Origin of the sequence: Pseudomonas sp. PDM32, from assembly GCF_019219225.1 — a bacterium.
GTDB lineage: Bacteria > Pseudomonadota > Gammaproteobacteria > Pseudomonadales > Pseudomonadaceae > Aquipseudomonas > Aquipseudomonas laurylsulfatiphila.
On record NZ_JAHUWE010000012.1, the window covers coordinates 24,893 to 45,157 of the forward strand.

A 20,265-nucleotide genomic window follows, 5' to 3' on the forward strand; every position below is an offset into this window, starting at 1 on the left:
ACCCGCCGACCAACCTTATTTTGAGCTGCTTATTTTAAGCAGGGCGCTGACTGATCACTTCGTCGATCAACCCGTACTCACGTGCGGCTTCCGCACTCATGAAATTGTCGCGGTTGGTATCGCGCTCGATTTCTTCAAGCGTGCGCCCGCTGTGCTTGGCCATCAGCGTGTTGAGACGCTCACGAATGAAGAGGATTTCCTTGGCGTGGATTTCGATATCCGACGCCTGGCCCTGGAAACCGCCCAGTGGCTGGTGAATCATCACACGCGAGTTCGGCAGGCAGTAACGCTTGCCTTGGGCACCGGCCGTCAGCAGGAACGCGCCCATGCTGCACGCCTGACCGATGCAGGTGGTCGACACATTGGGCTTGATGAACTGCATGGTGTCGTAGATCGACATGCCCGCCGTCACCGAACCGCCCGGGGAGTTGATATAAAGATGGATGTCCTTGTCCGGGTTTTCCGCTTCAAGGAACAGCAGTTGCGCACAGATCAGGTTGGCCATGTAGTCCTCTACCGGACCAACCAGAAAGATCACTCGCTCCTTGAGCAGGCGCGAGTAGATGTCGTAGGCGCGCTCGCCACGAGCGGACTGCTCGACAACCATCGGGACCAGGCCACCTGCGGCCTGGATATCAGAGTTCTGCTGAATATACGAATTACGGAACATGCTCTGCAGTCACTCCCAAATAGTTATGTCTTGAATACGCATAAGCCAGCACGAAGGCTGGCTTATGGTGTTTGCTTCTTACCGCAAAAGTGATCAGTCGGCTTGTGGTGCTTCTACCGGCTTGACCGCTTCTTCGTAAGAGACCGATTTGTCGGTCACGCTAGCTTTCTGCAGAACAGTATCCACAACTTGCTCTTCCAGCACAACCGAACGAACTTCGTTCAGTTGCTGGTCGTTTTTGTAGTACCAGGACACAACTTGCTCAGGCTCCTGGTAGGCCGAAGCCATTTCCTGAATCATCTCGCGAACGCGGGCTTCGTCTGGCTTGAGGTCAAATTGCTTGACCACTTCAGCCACGATCAGACCCAGCACTACGCGACGCTTGGCTTGCTCTTCGAACAGCTCGGCCGGCAGTTGGTCAGGCTTGATGTTGCCGCCGAACTGCTGGACGGCCTGCACGCGCAGACGGTCAACTTCGTTGGACAGCAGCGCCTTTGGCACTTCGATCGGGTTGGTGGCCAGCAGACCGTCCATTACCTGATTCTTGACCTTGGATTTGATTGCCTGACGCAGCTCACGCTCCATGTTCTTGCGAACTTCGGCGCGGAAGCCTTCCAGACCGGTTTCCTTGATGCCGAATTGAGCGAAGAATTCTTCGGTCAGTTCTGGCAGCTTTGGCTCGGAAACGGTGTTGACGGTCACGGTGAACTCGGCGGTTTTGCCAGCCAGGTCCAGGTTCTGATAATCCTCTGGGAAAGTCAGGTTCAGAACGCGTTCTTCACCGGCCTTGGCGCCAACCAGGCCATCTTCGAAACCAGGGATCATGCGGCCGGAACCCAGAACCAGCTGGGTACCCTTGGCAGAACCGCCGGCGAACACTTCACCGTCGACCTTGCCGACGAAATCGATGTTCAACTGGTCTTCGTTCTGGGCAGCGCGATCGGCCACTTCGAAACGGGTGCTCTGCTTGCGCAGGATTTCCAGCATCTTGTCCAGATCGGCGTCAGTCACGTCAGCGCTCAGACGCTCGACGGTGATACCGTCAAAGCCGGCAACGGTGAACTCAGGGAACACTTCGAATACGGCTACGTATTCCAGGTCCTTGCCCGCTTCCAGGGATTTTGGCTCGATCGAAGGCTGACCAGCCGGGTTCAGCTTCTGCTCAACCACAGCTTCATAGAAGGAAGACTGGATCACGTCGCCTACAGCTTCCTGGCGAGCGTCAGCACCGAAACGGCGCTTGATTTCGCTCATTGGCACTTTGCCTGGACGGAAGCCAGCAATCTTGGCCTTTTGGGCGGTCTGCTGCAGACGCTTGTTGACCTGGCTCTCGATGCGCTCAGCCGGCACGGTGACGCTCATGCGGCGCTCAAGAGCAGTAGTATTTTCAACAGAAACTTGCATGGATATTCCTCGTTGCACAGACGTTAGCCGGCCGTTTCCGACCCCAGAATCAAGGGCATGCATTCTAGTGGGTCAAACTCAAGAAGTCACCCTACTGAAAACGGGTAAAAAAGCAGCAGGCAATTTATAGGTGCGAATGCACGAATGCACCTCGCCCCGATGGCAAATACAACCAATCACGCCAGGGCTCTGCGCCGACCGTTCCTATATGGAAGAGGTCGCCAATCATCTCCCTGACAGCCGATCTCGCAAGCAGGACCGGCGGACAGGACAGCATCATCGAGAAACATAAATACGACGAAACGTCCCGCCCCTGCGACCCGGAACCGGCGGCCACTGAAACAAAAAAGGCGCCAGACTTTTCAATCTGGCGCCTCTCGAAATATGGGGTGGACGATGGGGATCGAACCCACGACAACGGGAGTCACAATCCCGTGCTCTACCAACTGAGCTACGCCCACCATATTGCCTGTTAAAGAAGCCAAACAACTTCTTTATCAAGCTCCAGCCAGGCCAACAGCCTGAGTGAAGCTTTAATTGGTGCGGATGAAGAGACTCGAACTCTTACGCCTCGCGGCGCTGGAACCTAAATCCAGTGTGTCTACCAATTCCACCACATCCGCGGGTGAAGCCTTTAAAGCAAAGGCGCCAGACTGTTAATCTGGCGCCTTTCGAAATATGGGGTGGACGATGGGGATCGAACCCACGACAACGGGAGTCACAATCCCGTGCTCTACCAACTGAGCTACGCCCACCATATCGCGCTACTTGTGCCAAAGCTGCCTAATGGCGCACCCGGCAGGACTCGAACCTGCGACCATCCGCTTAGAAGGCGGATGCTCTATCCAGCTGAGCTACGGGCGCCTTGTTAGCTGTACCCTTGGAGGACTACAAACTAAGTGCTTTCCAGTCTCGCAGAACCGTAATCCTGCTCAACCTTCTTAACCAGTGCTAGGCTGTGCCCGACAAGTGCGACGAATAGTATAGAGCCACCCGAAGGTCGTCAAATCCTTTTTAAAAAAAATTCATTTAATTAAAGGAGTTAGGGGAATTTGCAGACCAAGCGCCTTTGCCCTCACCGCATGACATGCGAGAATGCGTTCTCTTTTTTTCCCCTCTCGATGGTTAATCACGCGCAATGACTGCACAACTAATCGACGGCAAATCGATCGCCGCCAGCCTGCGCCAGCAGATCGCCCAACGTGTCACCGAGCGTCGCCAGCAAGGCCTGCGCACGCCCGGCCTCGCGGTGATCCTGGTCGGTAGCGATCCTGCCTCTCAGGTTTATGTCTCGCACAAGCGTAAAGACTGTGAAGAGGTCGGCTTTCTATCCCAAGCTTATGACCTGCCTTCCGAAACCACTCAAGAAGCGCTGACCGAGCTGATCGATCGCCTGAACGACGATCCTGCGATCGACGGCGTTCTGCTCCAGCTTCCGCTTCCCGAACACCTGGACGCCTCCAGACTGCTGGAGCGCATTCGTCCGGACAAAGACGTCGACGGCTTCCATCCTTATAACGTCGGTCGCCTGGCCCAGCGTATCCCGCTGCTGCGCCCATGCACCCCCAAAGGCATCATGACCCTGCTGGAAAGCACCGGGGTCGATCTCTACGGGATGAATGCCGTGGTCGTCGGTGCGTCCAATATCGTTGGCCGCCCGATGGCGATGGAGTTGCTGCTGGCCGGTTGCACCGTGACCGTCACCCACCGCTTTACCAAGGACCTGGCCGGACATGTCGGGCGTGCGGACCTGGTCGTCGTCGCCGCCGGCAAGCCGGGCCTGGTCAAGGGCGAATGGATCAAGGAAGGCGCGATCGTGATCGATGTCGGCATCAACCGTCAGGACGATGGCAAGCTGGTCGGTGACGTGATCTATGAAACCGCCCTGCCCCGCGCCGGCTGGATCACTCCAGTGCCGGGCGGCGTTGGCCCGATGACCCGTGCCTGCCTACTGGAAAACACCCTGTACGCCGCTGAAACCCTGCACAGCTGAGTTTCACAGCACACGCTGACAGCGAATCGAAGAGCCCCGCCCTTGGCGGGGTTTTTTTTGCCTGCGAAACACGCTCGACCACCCGACGGAAAATGACATTTTTTTCATGTTTCTCAGGACTTTCGCCTGTTGTTTGAACAACCATCGACAGTTATTCAGCCATACTCCAGAATGTCGCGCTTTTTAAGAAATAGCCCGTTACAAAACGGCTTATCAACACTTTGTGAGTCTGCCAGCGTGAAAATCCGTCTTTCCATCCTGAGCCTATTTTTTGCAGTTACAGGGACTTTCCTCACGCCCATCGCCAGTGCTGACGAGACCACCGCAGCGCCGCGAGATACGAAGACACTCAAGCTCGCTTCCGGCAGCTCCCTGCTGCTGGACATGCAGACCAACAAAGTCATCTATGCCAGCAATCCTGACGTGGTGGTGCCGATCGCTTCCGTCAGCAAGTTGATGACTGGCCTGGTCGTGGTTGAATCCCGGCAGAACATGGACGAATACATCGACGTCAACATCAGCGACACACCGGAAATGAAAGGCGTGTACTCCCGGGTCAAGCTGCGCAGCGAACTGCCGCGCCGGGAAATGCTGCTGATTGCCCTGATGTCCTCGGAAAACCGCGCCGCCGCGACTCTGGCGCACCACTATCCGGGCGGCTATGCCGCGTTCATCGCGGCCATGAACGCCAAGGCCCGGGCACTAGGCATGACCAACACGCATTTCGTCGAACCGACCGGTCTCTCCCCGCGCAACGTGTCCACTGCTCGCGACCTGAGCAAGTTGTTGATTGCCGCGCACAAGTACCCGTTGCTGACCGAGCTGAGTACAACCAAGGAAAAGACCGTTTCGTTCCGTAAACCGAACTACAGCCTGGGTTTCCGCAACACCGACCATTTGGTCCGCAAGCCGGACTGGGACATCCAGCTGACAAAAACCGGTTTCACCAACGAAGCAGGCCACTGCCTGGTGCTGGTGACCCGAATGAGCAACCGCCCGGTGGCCCTGGTGATCCTTGACGCCTATGGCAAGTACACCCACTTTGCCGATGCCACGCGCATGCGTAACTGGGTAGAAAGCGGAAAGAGCGCGCAGGTGCCTTCCGTAGCCTTGCAGTACAAGGCAGACAAGAACCTCAAGCAGCGGCAGACCGGCGTGGTTGAAGCGTCGAAGTAACCTTGATGCAAACACATGAAAAAGCCCCGATCACTCGGGGCTTTTTTTGCCGGTTATTCAGTCGTTGGGCAGCGGCATCTGGTCGTCATCCGGGATGCCGTCGCCGGTACTTGGATCTCTCCAACCCTTCGGCTTTTCAGTGGGCACCACTGTTGGCCGCGCCAGAGGATCGCGCAACGGGCTGTCCGGATCCATCACCGGATCGGTGCTTTGCTCGGGGGTCGTGGGGACGGTTTCCGGACGCTTGTCGTCGAAACTGGAATCGGTAGACATACACACCTCCATTGGACCTTAAGGTTTCAGATCACCCAGTGGATCGTAGGGCTTGGCCGGAGCCTTGGGGTTGTCACCCGGCTTCACATCCCTCGGTGCCTTGGCGGGCCCGATCGGGTCGACCTGAGGATCGGTAAGGTCCGGGGAATCGGGATCGAACCCCAGCTCATCGCCAGAGGAATGTTCAGACGAGTGCGGACCGACGGGCGTTGTGGAGTGAGCCATGGGTGCCTCCTGATCTCGGCCTGGAACAATGATCCGGGCCCTTGAAGATCAGAGGCTGGCGGCGAGCGATGGTGCCCGCCGGGTGACCAACGGACTTAGTGGGCGGCCAAGGCCTTTTTAGCCTTCGCGGCAGCCTGCTCCTGACCGGCCTGACTCAGATCGTTGGCAGCCTTGAGCCAGCGCTGCTGATCGACCTGAGAGGGGATTTGCGTCGGATTCTGGATCAGCACGGCCCAGCCGCCAGCGTCCTTGAATGCCGACTCGAAGGCACTGAAGCTCATCAGTTCGCGGCGATCCATCCCTGCGCGCAAAAGGACCGTCTGCTTCTGGCGGTTGTAGCCGGCCAGAATGGCGTAACGCGGCTCGGCCCACATCGCCGAGCCCTCGGTGAAGCGCACCATCACCGGAAAACCGGCGGCGACCTGCGTCAACAAGGCAGCAAGGTTGCTGTCGAGGGGATAAACCACCATCCCGTACTCGCGGGCCAGGTTCTGCATGTTCTGTTGCAACTGCGCTTCGCCCCCCGGCAAATGCAAGGGCTTTTCGAGCAGGCCCGGGGTGATCACGATGCCCTGCTGGGACAGCATGCTGGCCAGCACCTGCGGCCCGCTTTGATACGCATCGCCCCGGTAGAATCGGCCGCTGAGTTCGACTCGTTCCGGCAAACGCTTGATCTCGGGCGCAACACTCCCGGCGCAGCCCGCCAGACTTGCCACGCAACCTGCCATCAGCATGGCCGACAAAATTCGAGAAAATACCCGCACCATCAGCTCTCTCTTGTTCAGGTTCAGACGCCAGGCAATCCCATTCCCGGCTCGGTCGTCGATCATAGGTCGCGGCGCCGCCCGGGTATAGCTTTAAACGGCAGACGAGTGCATTCGATAGAGCGAACTGGTTGGTGACTGCCGACTTTCGGTCAATAGTCTGAAATGCAGTAACGGCTAGACTGTGTTCTAAAGAGACGACAGCGAAGCGTGTGTGCCCGCAGCAGGGCAAAGAGGAGGCGCAGATGAGCCTGACCATGATCCTTGCGATGTTGATTGGCAGCTGGCTGGCGGTCGCCGCCGCCATGCTGTGGGGCGTGCTGCGCATCACTCGCCGCCACCATCACCCTCCCGTTCAACCTGAAAAACCCGCCAAGGCAACCCGCCATCACGCCAGCGCCCACTGACCTGCATTACAAACAAAAACGCCTGAACACATCCCTGTAGGAGCTGCCGCAGGCTGCGATCTTTTGATCTTCTGGAAAAAAGATCGCAGCCTGCGGCAGCTCCTACAAGGTGTTCAGGCGTTTCTTATAACGGCGCTCAGGCTTCAGTGGCTATCCGCTTCTGCCGGGCCCGGCGGGACATCATGTTCAACACCTCGATCGAAGCCGAGAATGCCATGGCCGCATAAACGTAGCCTTTCGGTACATGGGCGCCGAAGCCTTCGGCAATCAAGGTCATGCCGATCATGATCAGGAAGCCCAGGGCCAGCATCACCACCGTCGGGTTGTCGTTTATGAACTTGGCCAACGGATCAGCGGCAAACAACATCACCAGCACCGACACCACCACCGCGATGATCATGATCGGCAAATGCTCGGTCATGCCGACAGCGGTAATAATGCTGTCGATGGAGAACACCATGTCCAGCATCAGGATCTGGCCGATCGCCGCAGCAAAGCCCAGGGTCACGGTGGACGTCTTCGACGTCGGATCATCCGGGGCCGGGTCCATGCTGTGATGGATCTCGGTGGTCGCCTTCCACAACAGGAACAGGCCACCGGCGATCAGGATCATGTCTTTCCAGGAAAACGCGTGGCCGAGAATCTCGATCACCGGAGCGGTCAACTGGACGATGAACGCGATGGTGCTCAGCAGGCCCAATCGCAGGATCAGCGCCATGCCGATACCGATGCGCCGCGCCTTCTGCCGGTGTTGCTCGGGCAGCTTGTTGGTCAGGATCGAGATGAAGATCAGGTTATCGATGCCGAGCACGATTTCCATCACCACCAGGGTGGCCAGGGCAACCCAGGCAGTGGGGCTGGTGGCAAGTTGTAAAAGGTAGTCCATGGGTCAGTCCTGACTCGTTGTAATACGGTTTAGATTTCCTGGGAGGAAGATTCGGTTTTTTCCGATTCTTTTTCCGATGATTCTTTTTTGCTGAGCAACCCGCTGGTGGCATCGTTGAGTGCCTGTTCGGCAGCCTTGTGGGTATCGTCAATCGCCTGTTTGGCGCTTTCGGCGGCCTTGCCCATCAACTGTTGAGCGCTTTTCTCGGCCTGGTCGCAACCGGCCAATACCAGTAAAGATGTGATCAACAGCGCCGTGGCTTTAATTTTCATGATGCTTCCCTCGATAGAACGAACGGGACCGAAACGATGGCCCGTTGATAGCGATGCATTCTAGGCAAGCAAACACTTCAGGAAAATTCGTATTTTTGCGGTATATACTTCTGTTTTTACGAATCCAGACTTCCTTGCTTTTATGTAGGAGCTGCCGAAGGCTGCGATCTTTTGATCTTTTTAAACGGCCACGTCAAAAGATCGCAGCCTTCGGCAGCTCCTACAGGGACCGTACCTATGTTGAATTATCGACAACTGCATTATTTCTGGGTGGTGGCCAAGACCGGCAGCATCGTGCGCGCCTGCGAACAACTGAACCTCACGCCGCAAACCATCAGCGGGCAGATTTCATTGCTGGAACAGACTTTTGGCATCGAGTTGTTTCGGCGCGTCGGACGGCAACTCGAACTGACCGAGGCCGGACGCCAGGCACTGCCCTACGCCGAGCAAATGTTCCAGCTGGGCGGTGAACTGGAACTGATGCTGCGGGCACAACCCAATGAACAGCAGATTCTGTTTCGTGTCGGCGTGGCCGACGTGGTGCCCAAGTCCATCGTCTATCGCCTGATCGCACCGACCATGGAGTTGAGCGAACCGCTGCGCATCACCTGCCGCGAAGACAAGCTTGAACGTTTGTTGGCCGACCTGGCGATCCAGCGCCTGGACCTGGTGATCTCCGACAGCCCGATGCCGTCGCACCTGGACATCAAGGGCTACAGCCAGAAACTGGGCGAGTGCGGGATCAGCTTCTTCGCCACCCCTGAGCTGGTGGCCCGTTTCGGTCAGGACTTCCCGCGCAACCTGCACGGTGCGCCGCTGCTGATTCCCGGTCCGGAAACCGTGGTGCGCAGCCGTTTGCAGCGCTGGTTCGCCGAGCAGCAGATCCAGCCACAGATTGTCGGCGAGTTCGACGACAGCGCCCTGATGCAGGCCTTCGGCCAATCCGGCAGCGGGATCTTCATCGGCCCGAGCGTGATTGCCGATGAAGTGCAACGCCAGTATGGCGTGCAAGTGATCGGCCAGACCGACGCGGTGAGCGAGTCGTTCTATGCCATCTCAGTGGAGCGCAAGGTCAAGCACCCCGGCATTGTCGCCATTACCGAAGGTGCCCGACGCGAGCTGTTTACAGCGCTGTAACCGCTTCGCACGGCTTGAACGTCATCAGGGCGATGGCCAGCAGGATCGAAGCCAGAATGAAAGCGGCGGCGGCAAAGCCAAGGCCTTGCAGGCCCACGCTGTCGATCACCCGGCCACCGATCATTGCGCCCAGGCCGATGCCGAGGTTGGCCCCGGCGATGTTCAGCGACGCGGCAAATGCCGGCGCTTCGGGCGCGGCTTTCATCAGGCGCACATGGCTGACCAGGAACAACGCCGCCTGAGTCACGCCCCAGATGCCCATCGCCGCCGCCAGACCGAGCGGCGAATGGATGTTCGGCACCAGCGCCACCAGGCCGGCAATCATGAACGCGCAGAACATCATCGACGCCATCAGCGGATGCCGATCCACTGCCCGGCCGCCCAGGGAGTTACCGATCAACCCGACCGCACCGAAGCCCATCAGGCACCAGCCGACCACGGTGCCGTTGAAGCCGGCCAGACGCTCGAGGATGTCGGCCAGATAGGTATAGGCCGTGAACATGCCGCTGAACACGATCACCGACAGCAGCACATGACCGAGCATCAGCGGGCTGCGCAGGATCTTGAATTGCGACAGGAAGCTCACCTGATGCTGGTGCAGGTTGGTCCTGGGCAGATAGATAAACAGCAGCAGCGCCTTGGCAAAGGCGATGACCGCCAGAATCGCAAAGGCACTACGCCAGCCGAACGCATCGGAAATCAGCGTACCCACCGGAATGCCGAACACCGTGGCGCAGACAATGCCGAAACCGATCTTGGCAATGGCGCGACCGGCGTAATCCGGCCCGACGATATCCACCGCCGTCTCGCTGGCCAGCGCCCAGAACACCGGCAACCCCAGCGCCGGGATCAACCGGGCAAACGCCATCACCCAGATGTTCGGCGCCAGTGCCGCCAGTGTATTGGCCAGGCCAAACAGGATCAGCACCGAGATGAACAGCTTGCGCCGCTCGAAGCGGGCGAACCAGGCCGTGAGAAACGGCCCGAACGCGGCTACGGTGAACGCGAACAAGGTCACCAGCAAACCGGCCTGCGGGATGCTGACCTCCAGATCCCTGGCGATCGCCGGCAACAGGCCAACGATAATGAATTCCGTGGTCAGCACCGTGAAACCGGCGGCAGACAACAGAAGAATGGGCAACAACCGCATGCACAACTCCAGAAAACGACGACACCAGCGATAGCCCGAAGGCCCACTGGCAGACATGAAAATGAGGATGGCGAATCTTAACAGAGTGTTTTCGGATGCGGTTGCACGAACCTGCAATTCGCGTTGAAGACCAGGGCGTCAGTTCGTCACAGGTCTGAAGGATCGTTCCTGTGCTGTGATAAAGTCCGCGCCCTGAAAAAAGTACACCCTGTGGTTAATGCCGATCGGTTAGCCGAGCCCCCCCCGTGGCGAGGTAGCTTGCTCCCGCTGGGCAGCGAAGCGGCCCCAAAAAAGGGCCTGCTGCGCAGTCCAGCGGGAGCAAGCTCCCTCGCCACAGGAATCAGCGCTGGCATTAGCCCTGTGTTTCCTTCTCGGTTTCCTGCCTGCGGCCTGCCCTGTTTGTTGCCGCAAACCTGCGAAACCATGCATTAATAAAAAATCAGAGATGCTGTTTTATGACTGCTTCATCCCCTTCTCTATTGCACCGCCTTAAACGCTTGAGCCTGGTCACGCAGATCGTGATCGGCCTGATCGCCGGTATTGCCCTGGCCCTGTTTGCCCCCGACGTGGCCAAATCCACGGCGTTCATCGGCAAAGTGTTTGTCTCCGCGCTGAAAGCCGTCGCGCCGATTCTGGTGTTCGTGCTGGTCATGGCGTCGATTGCCAACCACAAGCACGGCCAGGAAACCCACATCCGGCCGATTCTGTTCCTGTATCTGCTGGGCACTTTCGCCGCCGCCGTGGTCGCGGTGGTTGCCAGCATGACGTTTCCGTCGAGCCTGGTGCTGTCGACCCAGGACGTTGCAGTCACTGCACCGGGCGGGATTGGCGAAGTGCTGCAAAGCCTGTTGCTGAGCGTGGTCGACAATCCGGTCAGCGCGCTGATGAACGCCAATTTCATCGGCATTCTGGCGTGGGCCATCGGCATGGGCATCGCCATCCGCCATGCCGGCGACACCACTCGTGAAGTGCTGGGCGACCTGTCCAATGGCGTGACCGTGATCGTGCGCCTGGTGATCAGCTTCGCCCCGCTGGGCATCTTCGGCCTGGTGGCCTCGACCCTGGCCACCTCCGGCTTCGGCGCCTTGATCGGCTACGCGCACCTGCTGGCCGTGCTGCTGGGCTGCATGCTGTTCGTGGCACTGGTGATGAACCCGATCATTGTCTTCTGGAAACTGCGCCGCAACCCGTACCCGCTGGTGCTGACCTGCCTGCGCGAAAGCGGCATCACCGCATTCTTCACCCGCAGTTCGGCGGCGAACATTCCGGTCAACCTGGAACTGAGCAAGCGCCTGGGCCTGCACGAAGACACCTACTCGGTATCGATCCCGCTGGGCGCGACCATCAACATGGCCGGCGCGGCGATCACCATCACGGTGCTGACCCTGGCGGCCGTGCACACCCTGGGCATCGCCGTGGACATTCCGACCGCGATCCTGCTGAGCGTCGTCGCAGCAATCTGCGCCTGTGGCGCTTCGGGTGTAGCCGGTGGTTCGCTGTTGCTGATTCCGCTGGCCTGCAGCCTGTTCGGCATCCCGAGCGAAATCGCCATGCAGGTGGTGGCGGTCGGGTTCATCATCGGCGTGTTGCAGGACTCGGCGGAAACCGCGCTGAACTCGTCTACCGATGTGCTGTTCACCGCGGCGGCTTGCCTGGGTGAAGAGGCAAAAACAGAACGCCTGGCCTGACACAAATCCCTGTGGGAGCGAGCTTGCTCGCGATAGCGGTGGGTCAGTCAACATCAATGTTGAAGGTTACACCGCCATCGCGGGCAAGCCCGCTCCCACAGGGTCAGCGGTGTATTTGAAACATATGCGTGTATGAAAAAGCCCGCCAAGGCGTGAACCTTGGCGGGCTTTTTTGTACCTGGGCGGTTTAGAACGCGCCCATGTAGTCGCGCTTGCCCACTTCCACGCCATTGTGGCGCAGCAGTGCGTAAGTGGTGGTGACGTGGAAGAAGAACTGCGGCAGGCCGTAGCTCAGCAGGTAAGCCTGGCCACTGAAGCGCTTCTCTTTAGGCGTGCCCGGACGGGTCACGATCTCTATGCCTTCCTTGCCGTTGATCTGCTCCGGCTTGATCTCGCCGATGTAAGCCAGAACTTTGCTCAGCAGCGCTTGCAGTTCGGCGAAAGTGGTTTCGGTGTCGTCGTACTTCGGCACTTCAACTTCGGCCAGACGGGAAGAAACGCCCTTGGCGAAATCAACGGCGATCTGTACCTGGCGCACCAGCGGGAACATATCCGGGAACAGGCGTGCTTGCAGGAAGGCGTTAGGGTCGATGTTTTTTTCGGTGGCGTGAGCCTCGGCCTTTTTCAGTACATCGCTCAGGGCGTTGAGCATTTGCTGGAAAACAGGCACGGAAGCGTCGTACAGGGAAATGGTCATGGCAGGTCTCGTGTGGAGGAACGTGGTTCATGTGCATCTGTAGGAGCGAGCTTGCTCGCGATGGACGTGAACGATAACGCGTTCTGTCTGGATGAACGCGTTGCGCCGAAGTCCATCGCGAGCAGGCTCGCTCCTACAGGTGATCAGCATCAGGGGCCGATTATAGCCGCGTGCCGTCCTCCCGAGACCGGTCTTTTTCAGCTGCCGTACACTTTGGCCGCCGGGACCGCTTGCGTCAGCAGTTGCGCGACGGCATCGCCCATCTCGCCAACCGCCCAGCGGCCCTGGCGATCCAGTTGCGGGCCACGGCGCCAGCCATCGGCGATCGACAACTTGCCGCCCTCGACTTCGAACATCTGCCCGGTCACCTCGGCGGACGCCTCGGAACCCAGCCACACCACCAGCGGCGCGACGTTTTCCGGGGCGAAGTAATCGAAGCCCTCTTCAGGCTTTTTCATGGTGTCGGCGAACACCTGCTCGGTCATCCCGGTCCGCGCGGCCGGTGCCAGGGCGTTGGCGGTGATCCCGTAACGACGCAGTTCAGCCGCCTGCACCAGCGTCAGCGAGGCAATACCGCCCTTGGCCGCCGCGTAGTTGGACTGGCCAATGGAACCCTGTAAACCGGCGCCGGAACTGGTGTTGATGATCCGCGCATCGACCCTGGCACCGCCCTTGGCCTGCTCACGCCAGTATTTCACGGCGTGGCTGGAAATGCAGAAGTGGCCCTTGAGGTGCACCGCCACCACCGCGTCCCAGTCGGCTTCGCTGAGGCTGGCGAACATGCGGTCGCGGCAGATGCCGGCGTTATTGACCACCACGTTCAGGTCGCCAAAGGTTTCGATGGCCTGGCGCACGATCAGCCCTGCCGAGTCATAACGCGTGATGTCGTCGCTGTTGGCCACGGCACTGCCGCCCTGACCGAGGATTTCGCCGACCACGGCCAGGGCCGCTTCGCGGTTGATGTCGTTGACCACCACCTTCGCGCCTTCGGCGGCGAACGCCATCGCGTAGGCCCGGCCCAGGCCACCGCCGGCACCGGTGATGATCACGACGCGGTTTTCACATATTTTCATGAGTCTATTCCTTCAAATTCTTCACTAATCGACACAATCCCCTGTGGGAGCGGGCTTGCTCGCGAAGGCGGAGTGTCAGCTACATCAATGTTGTTTGACCCACCGCTTTCGCGAGCAAGCCCGCTCCCACAGGGGTTGGTGGCGTTCTGATTTACAAGCGCTCGATAATCGTCACGTTGGCCTGCCCACCGCCTTCGCACATGGTCTGCAGGCCGAAGCGTCCACCGCTGCGCTCCAGCTCATGCAGCAGGCTGCACATCAAACGGGTGCCAGTGGCGCCCAGCGGATGGCCGAGGGCAATCGCGCCGCCGTTGACGTTGGTCTGTTCGTGCGGATAGCCGGTCTCTTTCAGCCAGGCCATGGCCACCGAAGCGAAGGCTTCGTTGATCTCCACCCGGTCGATGTCTTGCAGTTTCATCCCCGCACGCTTGAGCGCATAAGCCGTGGCCGGGATCGGCGCGGTGAGCATCCAGATCGGGTCTTCGGCGCGCACGCTCAGGTGGTGGATGCGTGCCCGTGGCGTCAGGCCGTAACGCTTGAGCGCCGCCTCCGAGACGATCAGCATTGCGCTGGCCGCGTCGCAAGTCTGGCTCGACACTGCGGCAGTGACCCGGTCGCAGCCGAACAGGTATTCCAGCTCGGCCATTTTTTCCAGGCTGGTCTGGCGTGGCGTTTCGTCATGCAGCACACCGGCCAACGGCACGATCTCGCGATTGAAGCGGCCTTGTTCGATGGCCTGCAGGGCACGTCGATGGGACTCCAGCGAATAGGCTTCGAGCTGCGCCCGGGACAGGTCCCACTTTTCGGCGATCATCTGCGCCGAACGGAACTGCGTCGGCGGTTGCGCGCCGTAACGCCGCACCCAGCCTTCGGAGCCGCTGAACGGATCGGTGAAGCCCAAGGGCTCGGCAGCGATCATCGCCGAAGAAATCGGGATCTGGGTCATGGTCTGCACGCCACCGGCGATGACCACGTCCTGGGTGCCGCTCATCACCGCCTGTGCGGCGAAATGCACCGCTTGCTGGGACGAACCGCACTGGCGGTCGATGGTGGTGCCCGGCACCGATTGCGACAGGCCGGCCGCCAGCCAACTGGTGCGGGCGATGTCACCGGCCAGCGGGCCGATGGTGTCGACACAGCCGAAGATCACGTCGTCGTAATCCTCGTCGGGAATGTCATTGCGCTCGACCAGTGCGCGCAAAACATGCGCGCCCAGGTCGGCGGCGTGGATCTGGCTCAGCCCCCCCTTGCGCCGCCCGGTGGGAGTGCGCAGGGCGTCGACGATATAGGCTTCAGGCATGGTCTACCTCGGTATAGAAATTAAGATCAGGCGCCGATAACCTGTGGGAGCGAGCCTGCTCGCGAATGCGTCAGTTCAGTCGACAAAAATGTTGAATGTGCTGACGCCTTCGCGAGCAAGCTCGCTCCCACAGGGATGTAGTCACCCTTACTGACGGGTTAAAACGTACTGCCCGCACCTAGCACTGGGTTGCCGTCGAACAGCGCCGCGCGAATCCGCCCTTTGTGACGGCCGCGATCGCCCCAGACCTTGTCCAGCGCCCAGGCGCGTTTCATGAACAGATGCAGGTCGACTTCCCAGGTGTAACCCATGGCGCCGTGGGCCTGGATGGTGTTCTTCGCCGCGAGCATGGCCGCTTCCGCCGTTGCCAGCTTGGCGTGGGACACCAGCACGTCCTGCCCCGGTTGCTGCTCGGCCAGCGCATAAGCGGCGCGGTACAGCGGGCCTTTGGCGAACTCGATCTGCACCGCGACGTTGGCCATCAAGTGCTTGACCGCCTGGAACGAGCCGACCGGCTTGCCGAACTGCTTGCGCTCGAAGGTGTAGTCCACCGCCAGGTCGACCATGCGTTTGGCCAGCCCCAGCAATTGCGCGGCGCTGGCGAGGGCGCCACGGTTGAAGGCGGCGGCCCACAAGCGCCGTCCTTGTTCGCCGCTGGCCACACAAGTAGCGGGAGTCGGCGTCCATTCGACCTGGAACAGTTGACGGCTCGGGTCGACCGACTCATTGCGGGTCAGGCGCACGGCATCGCGCTCCAGCGCATGCACTTCATCGCCATGGGCCAGCAACAGCAGATCGGCAACATGGGCATCGCTGACCAGCGGGTTACCCGGTTCGGAAACGGCCAGCCGTGCACTGCCCTCGGCGACCCGCGCCAACCAGTATTGCTTGAGCGCCGCGTGTTGCTCATCGAGGGCGGTGAGCAACGGCACGCCCACCAGTATGGTGTCCACCAGCGGTTCGGGCAGACCGGCATAACCGCATTCCTGGGCAATCAGCACGAAATCCAATTCATTCATGCCCATGCCGTCCTGCGCCTCGGGCACAGTCAGTGCGGTCAGGCCCAGTTCTACCAGTTGCGCCCAGAGCCGCTCACTGCGCCCGCTGTCGCTCTGCCACAGTTCGCGGATGCGCTCCGGGGTGACTTCGTTGATCAGGAAGCTGCGGACGTTGTCCTGAAACAGCAGTTGGTCGCGGCTGAAACTAAAGTCCATGGTCTATTCCTCAGGCACGCGGCATGCCGAGCATGCGTTCGGCAATGATATTGCGCTGGATCTCGTTGGTGCCGGCGTAGATCGGCCCGGCCTGGGCAAACAGGAAACCGTCCAGCCAATGGCCGACGTCACCGGCGGCCGGGGCGTGCGGCAGCAGCTCGCCACGCAGGCCAAGAATGCTCATGGCGGTGTCGTGCATGCGCTGGTCGAGTTCGGACCAGAAGATCTTGTTGGTCGACGACTCCGGCCCGATCTTGCCGCCCTGCACCAGTTGCGAGGCGGTCATGTAGGTGCTCAGGGTGTACGCCTCTGCATCGAGCCAGGCGCGCATCACCGCCTCTCCGATGGCCGGGTCGCGGTCGGCGTGCTCGCGGTTGGCCTGGTACAACTGCACCAGACGCTTGGCGGTTTCCTGGAAACGCGCCGGCGAGCGCAGCAACAAACCGCGCTCGAAACCGGCGGTGGACATCGCCACGTGCCAACCCATGCCTTCGCCGCCGAGGGCGTTTTCCACCGGCACCTTGACGTCGTCGAAGAAGATTTCGGCGAAACCCGGCAAACCATTGAGCTGCGGAATCGGCCGCACGGTGATGCCCGGCGTGTCCAGCGGCAGCAGGATGAAAGTCAGGCCGTGATGGCGCTGGGACTGTGGATCAGTACGGAAAATACCGAACGCCCAATCGGCCCACACCGCGCGGGTCGACCAGGTCTTCTGGCCATTGATCACGTAGTGGTCGCCCACCCGTTCCGCCTTGGAGCGGATCGCCGCCATGTCGGAACCGGCGCCCGGCTCCGACCAGGCCTGGGCCCAGATGTCTTCGCCGGTGGCCATGCGCGGCAGAAACCGAGCCTTTTGTTCTTCGCTGCCGTACTCCATCAGGGTCGGGCCGAGCAGGAAGATACCGTTCTGGTTGACCCGTGCCGGTGCCCCGGAACGGTAGTATTCCTCTTCGAAAATCAGCCATTCGATCAGGTCGCAGCCACGCCCGCCGAGCTCGGTCGGCCAGGTGACCATGCCCCAACGGCCTTCGTTGAGTTTGGCTTCCCAGGCGCGGTGCTCGGCAAAGCCCTGTTCGGTGTCGAACGATTGCAGCGGTTCACTCGGTACATTGGCCGCCAGCCAGGTCCGCGCCTCAACGCGAAAGGCCTGCTGGGCCGGGGTATAGGTCAGGTCCATGGATATGCCTTCAGCCGTTGAATCGGGCATCGCGTTTCTCGACGAACGAGTCGCGTGCTTCCTGAGAGTCCAGTGAGCGGTAGGCTTCGAGGGTGAAGCCCTGCTCCCAGCGGTATTTGTCTTCCAGATTGCCGTCTTCGATGCCGGTCAGCGCTTCCTTGGCCAGGCTGATCATGCCCGGGCTCTTGGCGGCAATGGTGCGGGCGATCTGCAACGCGGTTTCACGCAAGTCTTCACGCTTGACCACCCGCTCCACGGCGCCCAGACGGTAAGCCTCGGCGGCGTCGATCGGCTCGCCGGTGAAGTACATGTGGCGGACCTTCTGCACCGGGAACAGGCGCTGCAAATGCGCGCCGCCGCCCATGGCCCCGCGATCCACTTCCGGCACGCCGAAGGTGGCGCACTCGGACGCGACGATGATGTCGGCGGCGCCGCAGATGCCGATGCCGCCGCCCAGCACGAAGCCGTGCACGGCAACGATCACCGGTTTCGGGTTGCGGTGAATGGCCTTGAAGCTGTCGTAGTTGCCTTTGTTCACCGCGACGATCAGGTTGCCGTCGGCAGCCAGTTCCTTGATATCGACCCCGGCGCAGAAGCCGCGACCTTCGGCGCGAATCACGATCACCCGCACGTCGTTGTTGCGGCCCAGGCCCTCGATCTCGCTGGCGATATCCGCCCAACCCTGGTTGTTGAAGGCGTTGACCGGTGGCCGGTTGAACACCAGTTCGGCAATGCCGTGTTCGATGCTGACGCTAAATGGTTTCATGGTTTCCTTCCTTCACAATGCTTGGCCCCTTACGACACACGGCGGCACAGCTCGCCCAGGCGCGCTTCGGCGTCGCGGACGATCTGTTCAATCAATTGGGCGCAGCTGGGCAAGCTGTCGATGGATGCGGCGATCTGTCCGGCAGGCAACACGCCCGCGGCCGGTTGCCCGTCGACCATGGCTTTCTGGATCACCATCGGCGCGTTGGCGGCCATGATGCTTTGCGCGGCGGTCAGCTCTCCGGCACCGCGCATCTTCAGCGCGCTGGTCAGCAGTTGCGTCAGGCTCATGCCCGTGTGGCGGCGGTACGCCAGACCACTCTGCAAGGCCAGCAACAGGCGCTTGAGACCGCCGCTGTTTTCCAGCTGGTTGAGCAATTCGTTGCGGATCATCCGTTGCGGCATGCCGTCGATGGCACGGCTGATGATGATCGCCGCCGGGTCTTTCACTGCCAGGTAACGCGCCAGGGTCGCCTGCGGCACCGGGCTGTCGGCGCACATCAGAAAACGCGTGCCCATGGCGATGCCTTCGGCACCGTAGGCCAGGGCCGACACAAGGCCTTTACCGTCCTTGAAACCGCCGGCCGCCACCACGGGCACCGACACCGCATTGACCACTTGATCGAGCAGCATCAAGGTCGGCACGGAACCGGTATGCCCCCCGCCCTCGCCGCCCTGCACCGTCACCGCATCGGCACCCATTTCCACGGCTTTCTGCGCATGCTTGAGCGCGCCGACCGTGGGAATGCACACCACCCCGGCATCTTTCAGGCGGCTGATCATTTGCTTGCCCGGCGAACGGCTGTAGCTGACCGCCCGGACTTTATGGCGCAACACCAGCTCGACGATCTCGCCGGCATTGGCCTGGTACATGTGGAAATTCACCCCGAACGGCTGATCGGTCAGGCGCTTGGTTTCGAGGATCGCCGCTTCCATCTGCTGCGGTTCGATGGTGGCCCCGGCGAGAAAACCGAAACCACCGGCATTGCCCGTGGCCGCCACTAGCTTCGGATCGGCAACCCAGCCCATGGCCGTCTGGATGATCGGGTAGCGGCAACCGAGCAGTTCGGTCAGGCGGGTATTCAACGAAATCGCCATGCTCACGCCTCGCCCGTTTTGCGCTGGGAACTGGCCATGGCCTTGGCGTCGTAGCCGCCGAGGCGGTCACCGGACACCAGTTCGTTGTGGGCGTGGGCGAAGTGATGCAGGCCGAACACCATGTCCATGGTCGCGCGCTTGCCCATCAGGTCTTCGGCGTTGTTCACCGCTTGCTTGCTCAGTTGCAGGCCCAGGCGCGGCATCTGGGCAATGCGCCCGGCGATGTCGAGGGTCTGTTGCTCCAGCTCGTCGCGAGCAACCACCCGATTGAGCATGCCCATCTGATAGGCGCGCGGTGCCGGCATGCGCTCGCCGAGGAACAGGAATTCCTTGGCAATACGCGGGTTCAATTCATGCACGTGGGCGAAATACTCGACCCCGGGAATGCCCATGCGCACCACCGGATCGGCGAAGTACGAATCCTCGCTGGCGACGATCAGGTCACACACCCAGGCCAGCATCAGTCCGCCGGCAATGCACGCGCCCTGGACCATGGCGATGGTCGGCTTGGGCATCTCGCGCCAGCGCCGGCACATGCCCAGATAGACCTCCTGCTCGCGGGCATAGAGAAACTCGCCGCCCGGCTTGTTCACATGGTCGTACCACAGGCTGGCGCGATCGAAGCTCTTGTCGACGTCGCGGCCCGGGGTGCCGATGTCATGCCCGGCGGAGAAATGCTTGCCGGCGCCGCGCAACACGATGACCTTCACTTCATCGTCATCGCAGGCCCGGCGAAACGCCGCGTCCAGCGCATAAGTCATCTGCGAGTTCTGTGCGTTGTGGTACTCGGGGCGGTTCATGGTGACGATTGCCACCGCGTCGCGCACTTCGTACAGGACCACCTCGGCCTCGTTCTTGTCGTTATGTTCAGCCATCACTTGTCTCCGAAAACGCGG

Annotated in this window: 21 protein-coding genes and 4 tRNA genes; 5 read left to right on the forward strand and 20 right to left on the reverse strand. The window is 60.5% G+C overall.

All coding sequences use genetic code 11. From position 1 onward, the window contains the following. Positions 1-34: 34 nt before the first annotated feature. The 6 genes from clpP to KW846_RS21865 form a co-directional block, all read right to left on the reverse strand. Positions 35-670 (reverse strand): ATP-dependent Clp endopeptidase proteolytic subunit ClpP, encoded by a 636-nt coding sequence (clpP, locus tag KW846_RS21840; protein WP_007970761.1) that lies wholly within the window; start codon positions 668-670, stop codon positions 35-37. Positions 671-763: 93 nt separating this feature from the next. Then, positions 764-2,074: a trigger factor gene (tig, locus tag KW846_RS21845; RefSeq protein ID WP_218485179.1), complete on the reverse strand. Its 1,311-nt coding sequence runs from the start codon at positions 2,072-2,074 to the stop codon at positions 764-766. A gap of 385 nt (positions 2,075-2,459) precedes the next feature. After that, positions 2,460-2,535: transfer RNA gene (locus tag KW846_RS21850), tRNA-His, on the reverse strand. A 77-nt stretch (positions 2,536-2,612) separates the two neighbouring features. Further along, positions 2,613-2,697, reverse strand: a tRNA-Leu gene (locus tag KW846_RS21855). Between the two features lie 56 nt (positions 2,698-2,753). Beyond that, positions 2,754-2,829, reverse strand: a tRNA-His gene (locus tag KW846_RS21860). 32 nt (positions 2,830-2,861) lie between these two features. Next, positions 2,862-2,938 (reverse strand) — tRNA-Arg (locus KW846_RS21865). Positions 2,939-3,212: 274 nt separating this feature from the next. On the opposite strand from KW846_RS21865, the gene folD reads away from it, so the two are divergent. Next, positions 3,213-4,067: a bifunctional methylenetetrahydrofolate dehydrogenase/methenyltetrahydrofolate cyclohydrolase FolD gene (folD, locus tag KW846_RS21870; protein WP_008001570.1), complete on the forward strand. Its 855-nt coding sequence runs from the start codon at positions 3,213-3,215 to the stop codon at positions 4,065-4,067. A 237-nt stretch (positions 4,068-4,304) separates the two neighbouring features. After that, on the forward strand, positions 4,305-5,243 hold the full coding sequence (gene pbpG, locus KW846_RS21875) for a D-alanyl-D-alanine endopeptidase (RefSeq protein ID WP_218485181.1): 939 nt from the start codon (positions 4,305-4,307) through the stop codon (positions 5,241-5,243). A 57-nt stretch (positions 5,244-5,300) separates the two neighbouring features. Here pbpG and KW846_RS21880 read toward each other — a convergent pair whose 3' ends face one another. The 3 genes from KW846_RS21880 to KW846_RS21890 all read right to left on the reverse strand — a co-directional run bounded on the left by KW846_RS21880 (position 5,301) and on the right by KW846_RS21890 (position 6,571). Next, positions 5,301-5,516: a hypothetical protein gene (locus tag KW846_RS21880; RefSeq protein ID WP_007977127.1), complete on the reverse strand. Its 216-nt coding sequence runs from the start codon at positions 5,514-5,516 to the stop codon at positions 5,301-5,303. A gap of 18 nt (positions 5,517-5,534) precedes the next feature. Next, on the reverse strand, positions 5,535-5,741 hold the full coding sequence (locus KW846_RS21885) for a DUF6021 family protein (protein WP_218485183.1): 207 nt from the start codon (positions 5,739-5,741) through the stop codon (positions 5,535-5,537). A gap of 95 nt (positions 5,742-5,836) precedes the next feature. Next, positions 5,837-6,571: a peptidase C39 family protein gene (locus tag KW846_RS21890; RefSeq protein ID WP_218485185.1), complete on the reverse strand. Its 735-nt coding sequence runs from the start codon at positions 6,569-6,571 to the stop codon at positions 5,837-5,839. 179 nt (positions 6,572-6,750) lie between these two features. Here KW846_RS21890 and KW846_RS21895 point away from each other — a divergent pair, with 179 nt between their 5' ends. Beyond that, a complete protein-coding gene (locus KW846_RS21895) occupies positions 6,751-6,912 on the forward strand; it encodes a hypothetical protein (protein WP_218485187.1) in 162 nt (53 codons plus the stop codon). A gap of 136 nt (positions 6,913-7,048) precedes the next feature. On the opposite strand, the gene KW846_RS21900 is transcribed toward KW846_RS21895, so the two are convergent. Both KW846_RS21900 and KW846_RS21905 read right to left on the reverse strand, forming a co-directional pair. Further along, positions 7,049-7,798, reverse strand: coding sequence for a TerC family protein (locus KW846_RS21900; protein ID WP_218485189.1), 750 nt, complete (start codon positions 7,796-7,798; stop codon positions 7,049-7,051). A 29-nt stretch (positions 7,799-7,827) separates the two neighbouring features. Beyond that, positions 7,828-8,070 (reverse strand): hypothetical protein, encoded by a 243-nt coding sequence (locus KW846_RS21905; protein ID WP_217835764.1) that lies wholly within the window; start codon positions 8,068-8,070, stop codon positions 7,828-7,830. A 237-nt stretch (positions 8,071-8,307) separates the two neighbouring features. Between KW846_RS21905 and nhaR the strand changes: the two genes are divergently transcribed. Beyond that, entirely contained in the window at positions 8,308-9,207 is a 900-nt protein-coding gene (nhaR, locus tag KW846_RS21910; RefSeq protein ID WP_218485190.1) for a transcriptional activator NhaR, read from the forward strand. On the opposite strand, the gene KW846_RS21915 is transcribed toward nhaR, so the two are convergent. Beyond that, positions 9,194-10,357 (reverse strand): MFS transporter, encoded by a 1,164-nt coding sequence (locus KW846_RS21915; protein ID WP_218485192.1) that lies wholly within the window; start codon positions 10,355-10,357, stop codon positions 9,194-9,196. The genes nhaR and KW846_RS21915 overlap by 14 nt on opposite strands. Before the next feature lie 455 nt (positions 10,358-10,812). Here KW846_RS21915 and sstT point away from each other — a divergent pair, with 455 nt between their 5' ends. After that, entirely contained in the window at positions 10,813-12,045 is a 1,233-nt protein-coding gene (gene sstT / locus KW846_RS21920; protein WP_218479206.1) for a serine/threonine transporter SstT, read from the forward strand. 187 nt (positions 12,046-12,232) lie between these two features. Here sstT and KW846_RS21925 read toward each other — a convergent pair whose 3' ends face one another. From KW846_RS21925 to KW846_RS21960, 8 genes are all read right to left on the reverse strand, one after another. Beyond that, positions 12,233-12,742 (reverse strand): DUF1993 family protein, encoded by a 510-nt coding sequence (locus tag KW846_RS21925; protein WP_218485194.1) that lies wholly within the window; start codon positions 12,740-12,742, stop codon positions 12,233-12,235. Between the two features lie 197 nt (positions 12,743-12,939). After that, positions 12,940-13,815 (reverse strand): SDR family oxidoreductase, encoded by an 876-nt coding sequence (locus KW846_RS21930; RefSeq protein WP_116581273.1) that lies wholly within the window; start codon positions 13,813-13,815, stop codon positions 12,940-12,942. Between the two features lie 151 nt (positions 13,816-13,966). Beyond that, positions 13,967-15,115, reverse strand: coding sequence for an acetyl-CoA C-acetyltransferase (locus KW846_RS21935; protein ID WP_218485196.1), 1,149 nt, complete (start codon positions 15,113-15,115; stop codon positions 13,967-13,969). A gap of 158 nt (positions 15,116-15,273) precedes the next feature. After that, complete coding sequence (locus KW846_RS21940) at positions 15,274-16,329, reverse strand: acyl-CoA dehydrogenase family protein (protein ID WP_218485198.1); 1,056 nt, start codon at positions 16,327-16,329, stop codon at positions 15,274-15,276. A gap of 10 nt (positions 16,330-16,339) precedes the next feature. Beyond that, on the reverse strand, positions 16,340-17,506 hold the full coding sequence (locus tag KW846_RS21945) for an acyl-CoA dehydrogenase family protein (protein WP_218485519.1): 1,167 nt from the start codon (positions 17,504-17,506) through the stop codon (positions 16,340-16,342). Positions 17,507-17,516: 10 nt separating this feature from the next. Continuing rightward, positions 17,517-18,272 carry an enoyl-CoA hydratase family protein gene (locus tag KW846_RS21950; RefSeq protein WP_218485199.1) on the reverse strand — a complete coding sequence of 252 codons (756 nt, stop codon included), beginning with the start codon at positions 18,270-18,272 and terminating at the stop codon, positions 17,517-17,519. A 29-nt stretch (positions 18,273-18,301) separates the two neighbouring features. Beyond that, positions 18,302-19,369 (reverse strand): nitronate monooxygenase family protein, encoded by a 1,068-nt coding sequence (locus tag KW846_RS21955; protein WP_218485201.1) that lies wholly within the window; start codon positions 19,367-19,369, stop codon positions 18,302-18,304. Positions 19,370-19,371: 2 nt separating this feature from the next. After that, a complete protein-coding gene (locus tag KW846_RS21960; RefSeq protein ID WP_218485203.1) occupies positions 19,372-20,244 on the reverse strand; it encodes an enoyl-CoA hydratase in 873 nt (290 codons plus the stop codon). Positions 20,245-20,265 lie beyond the last annotated feature (21 nt).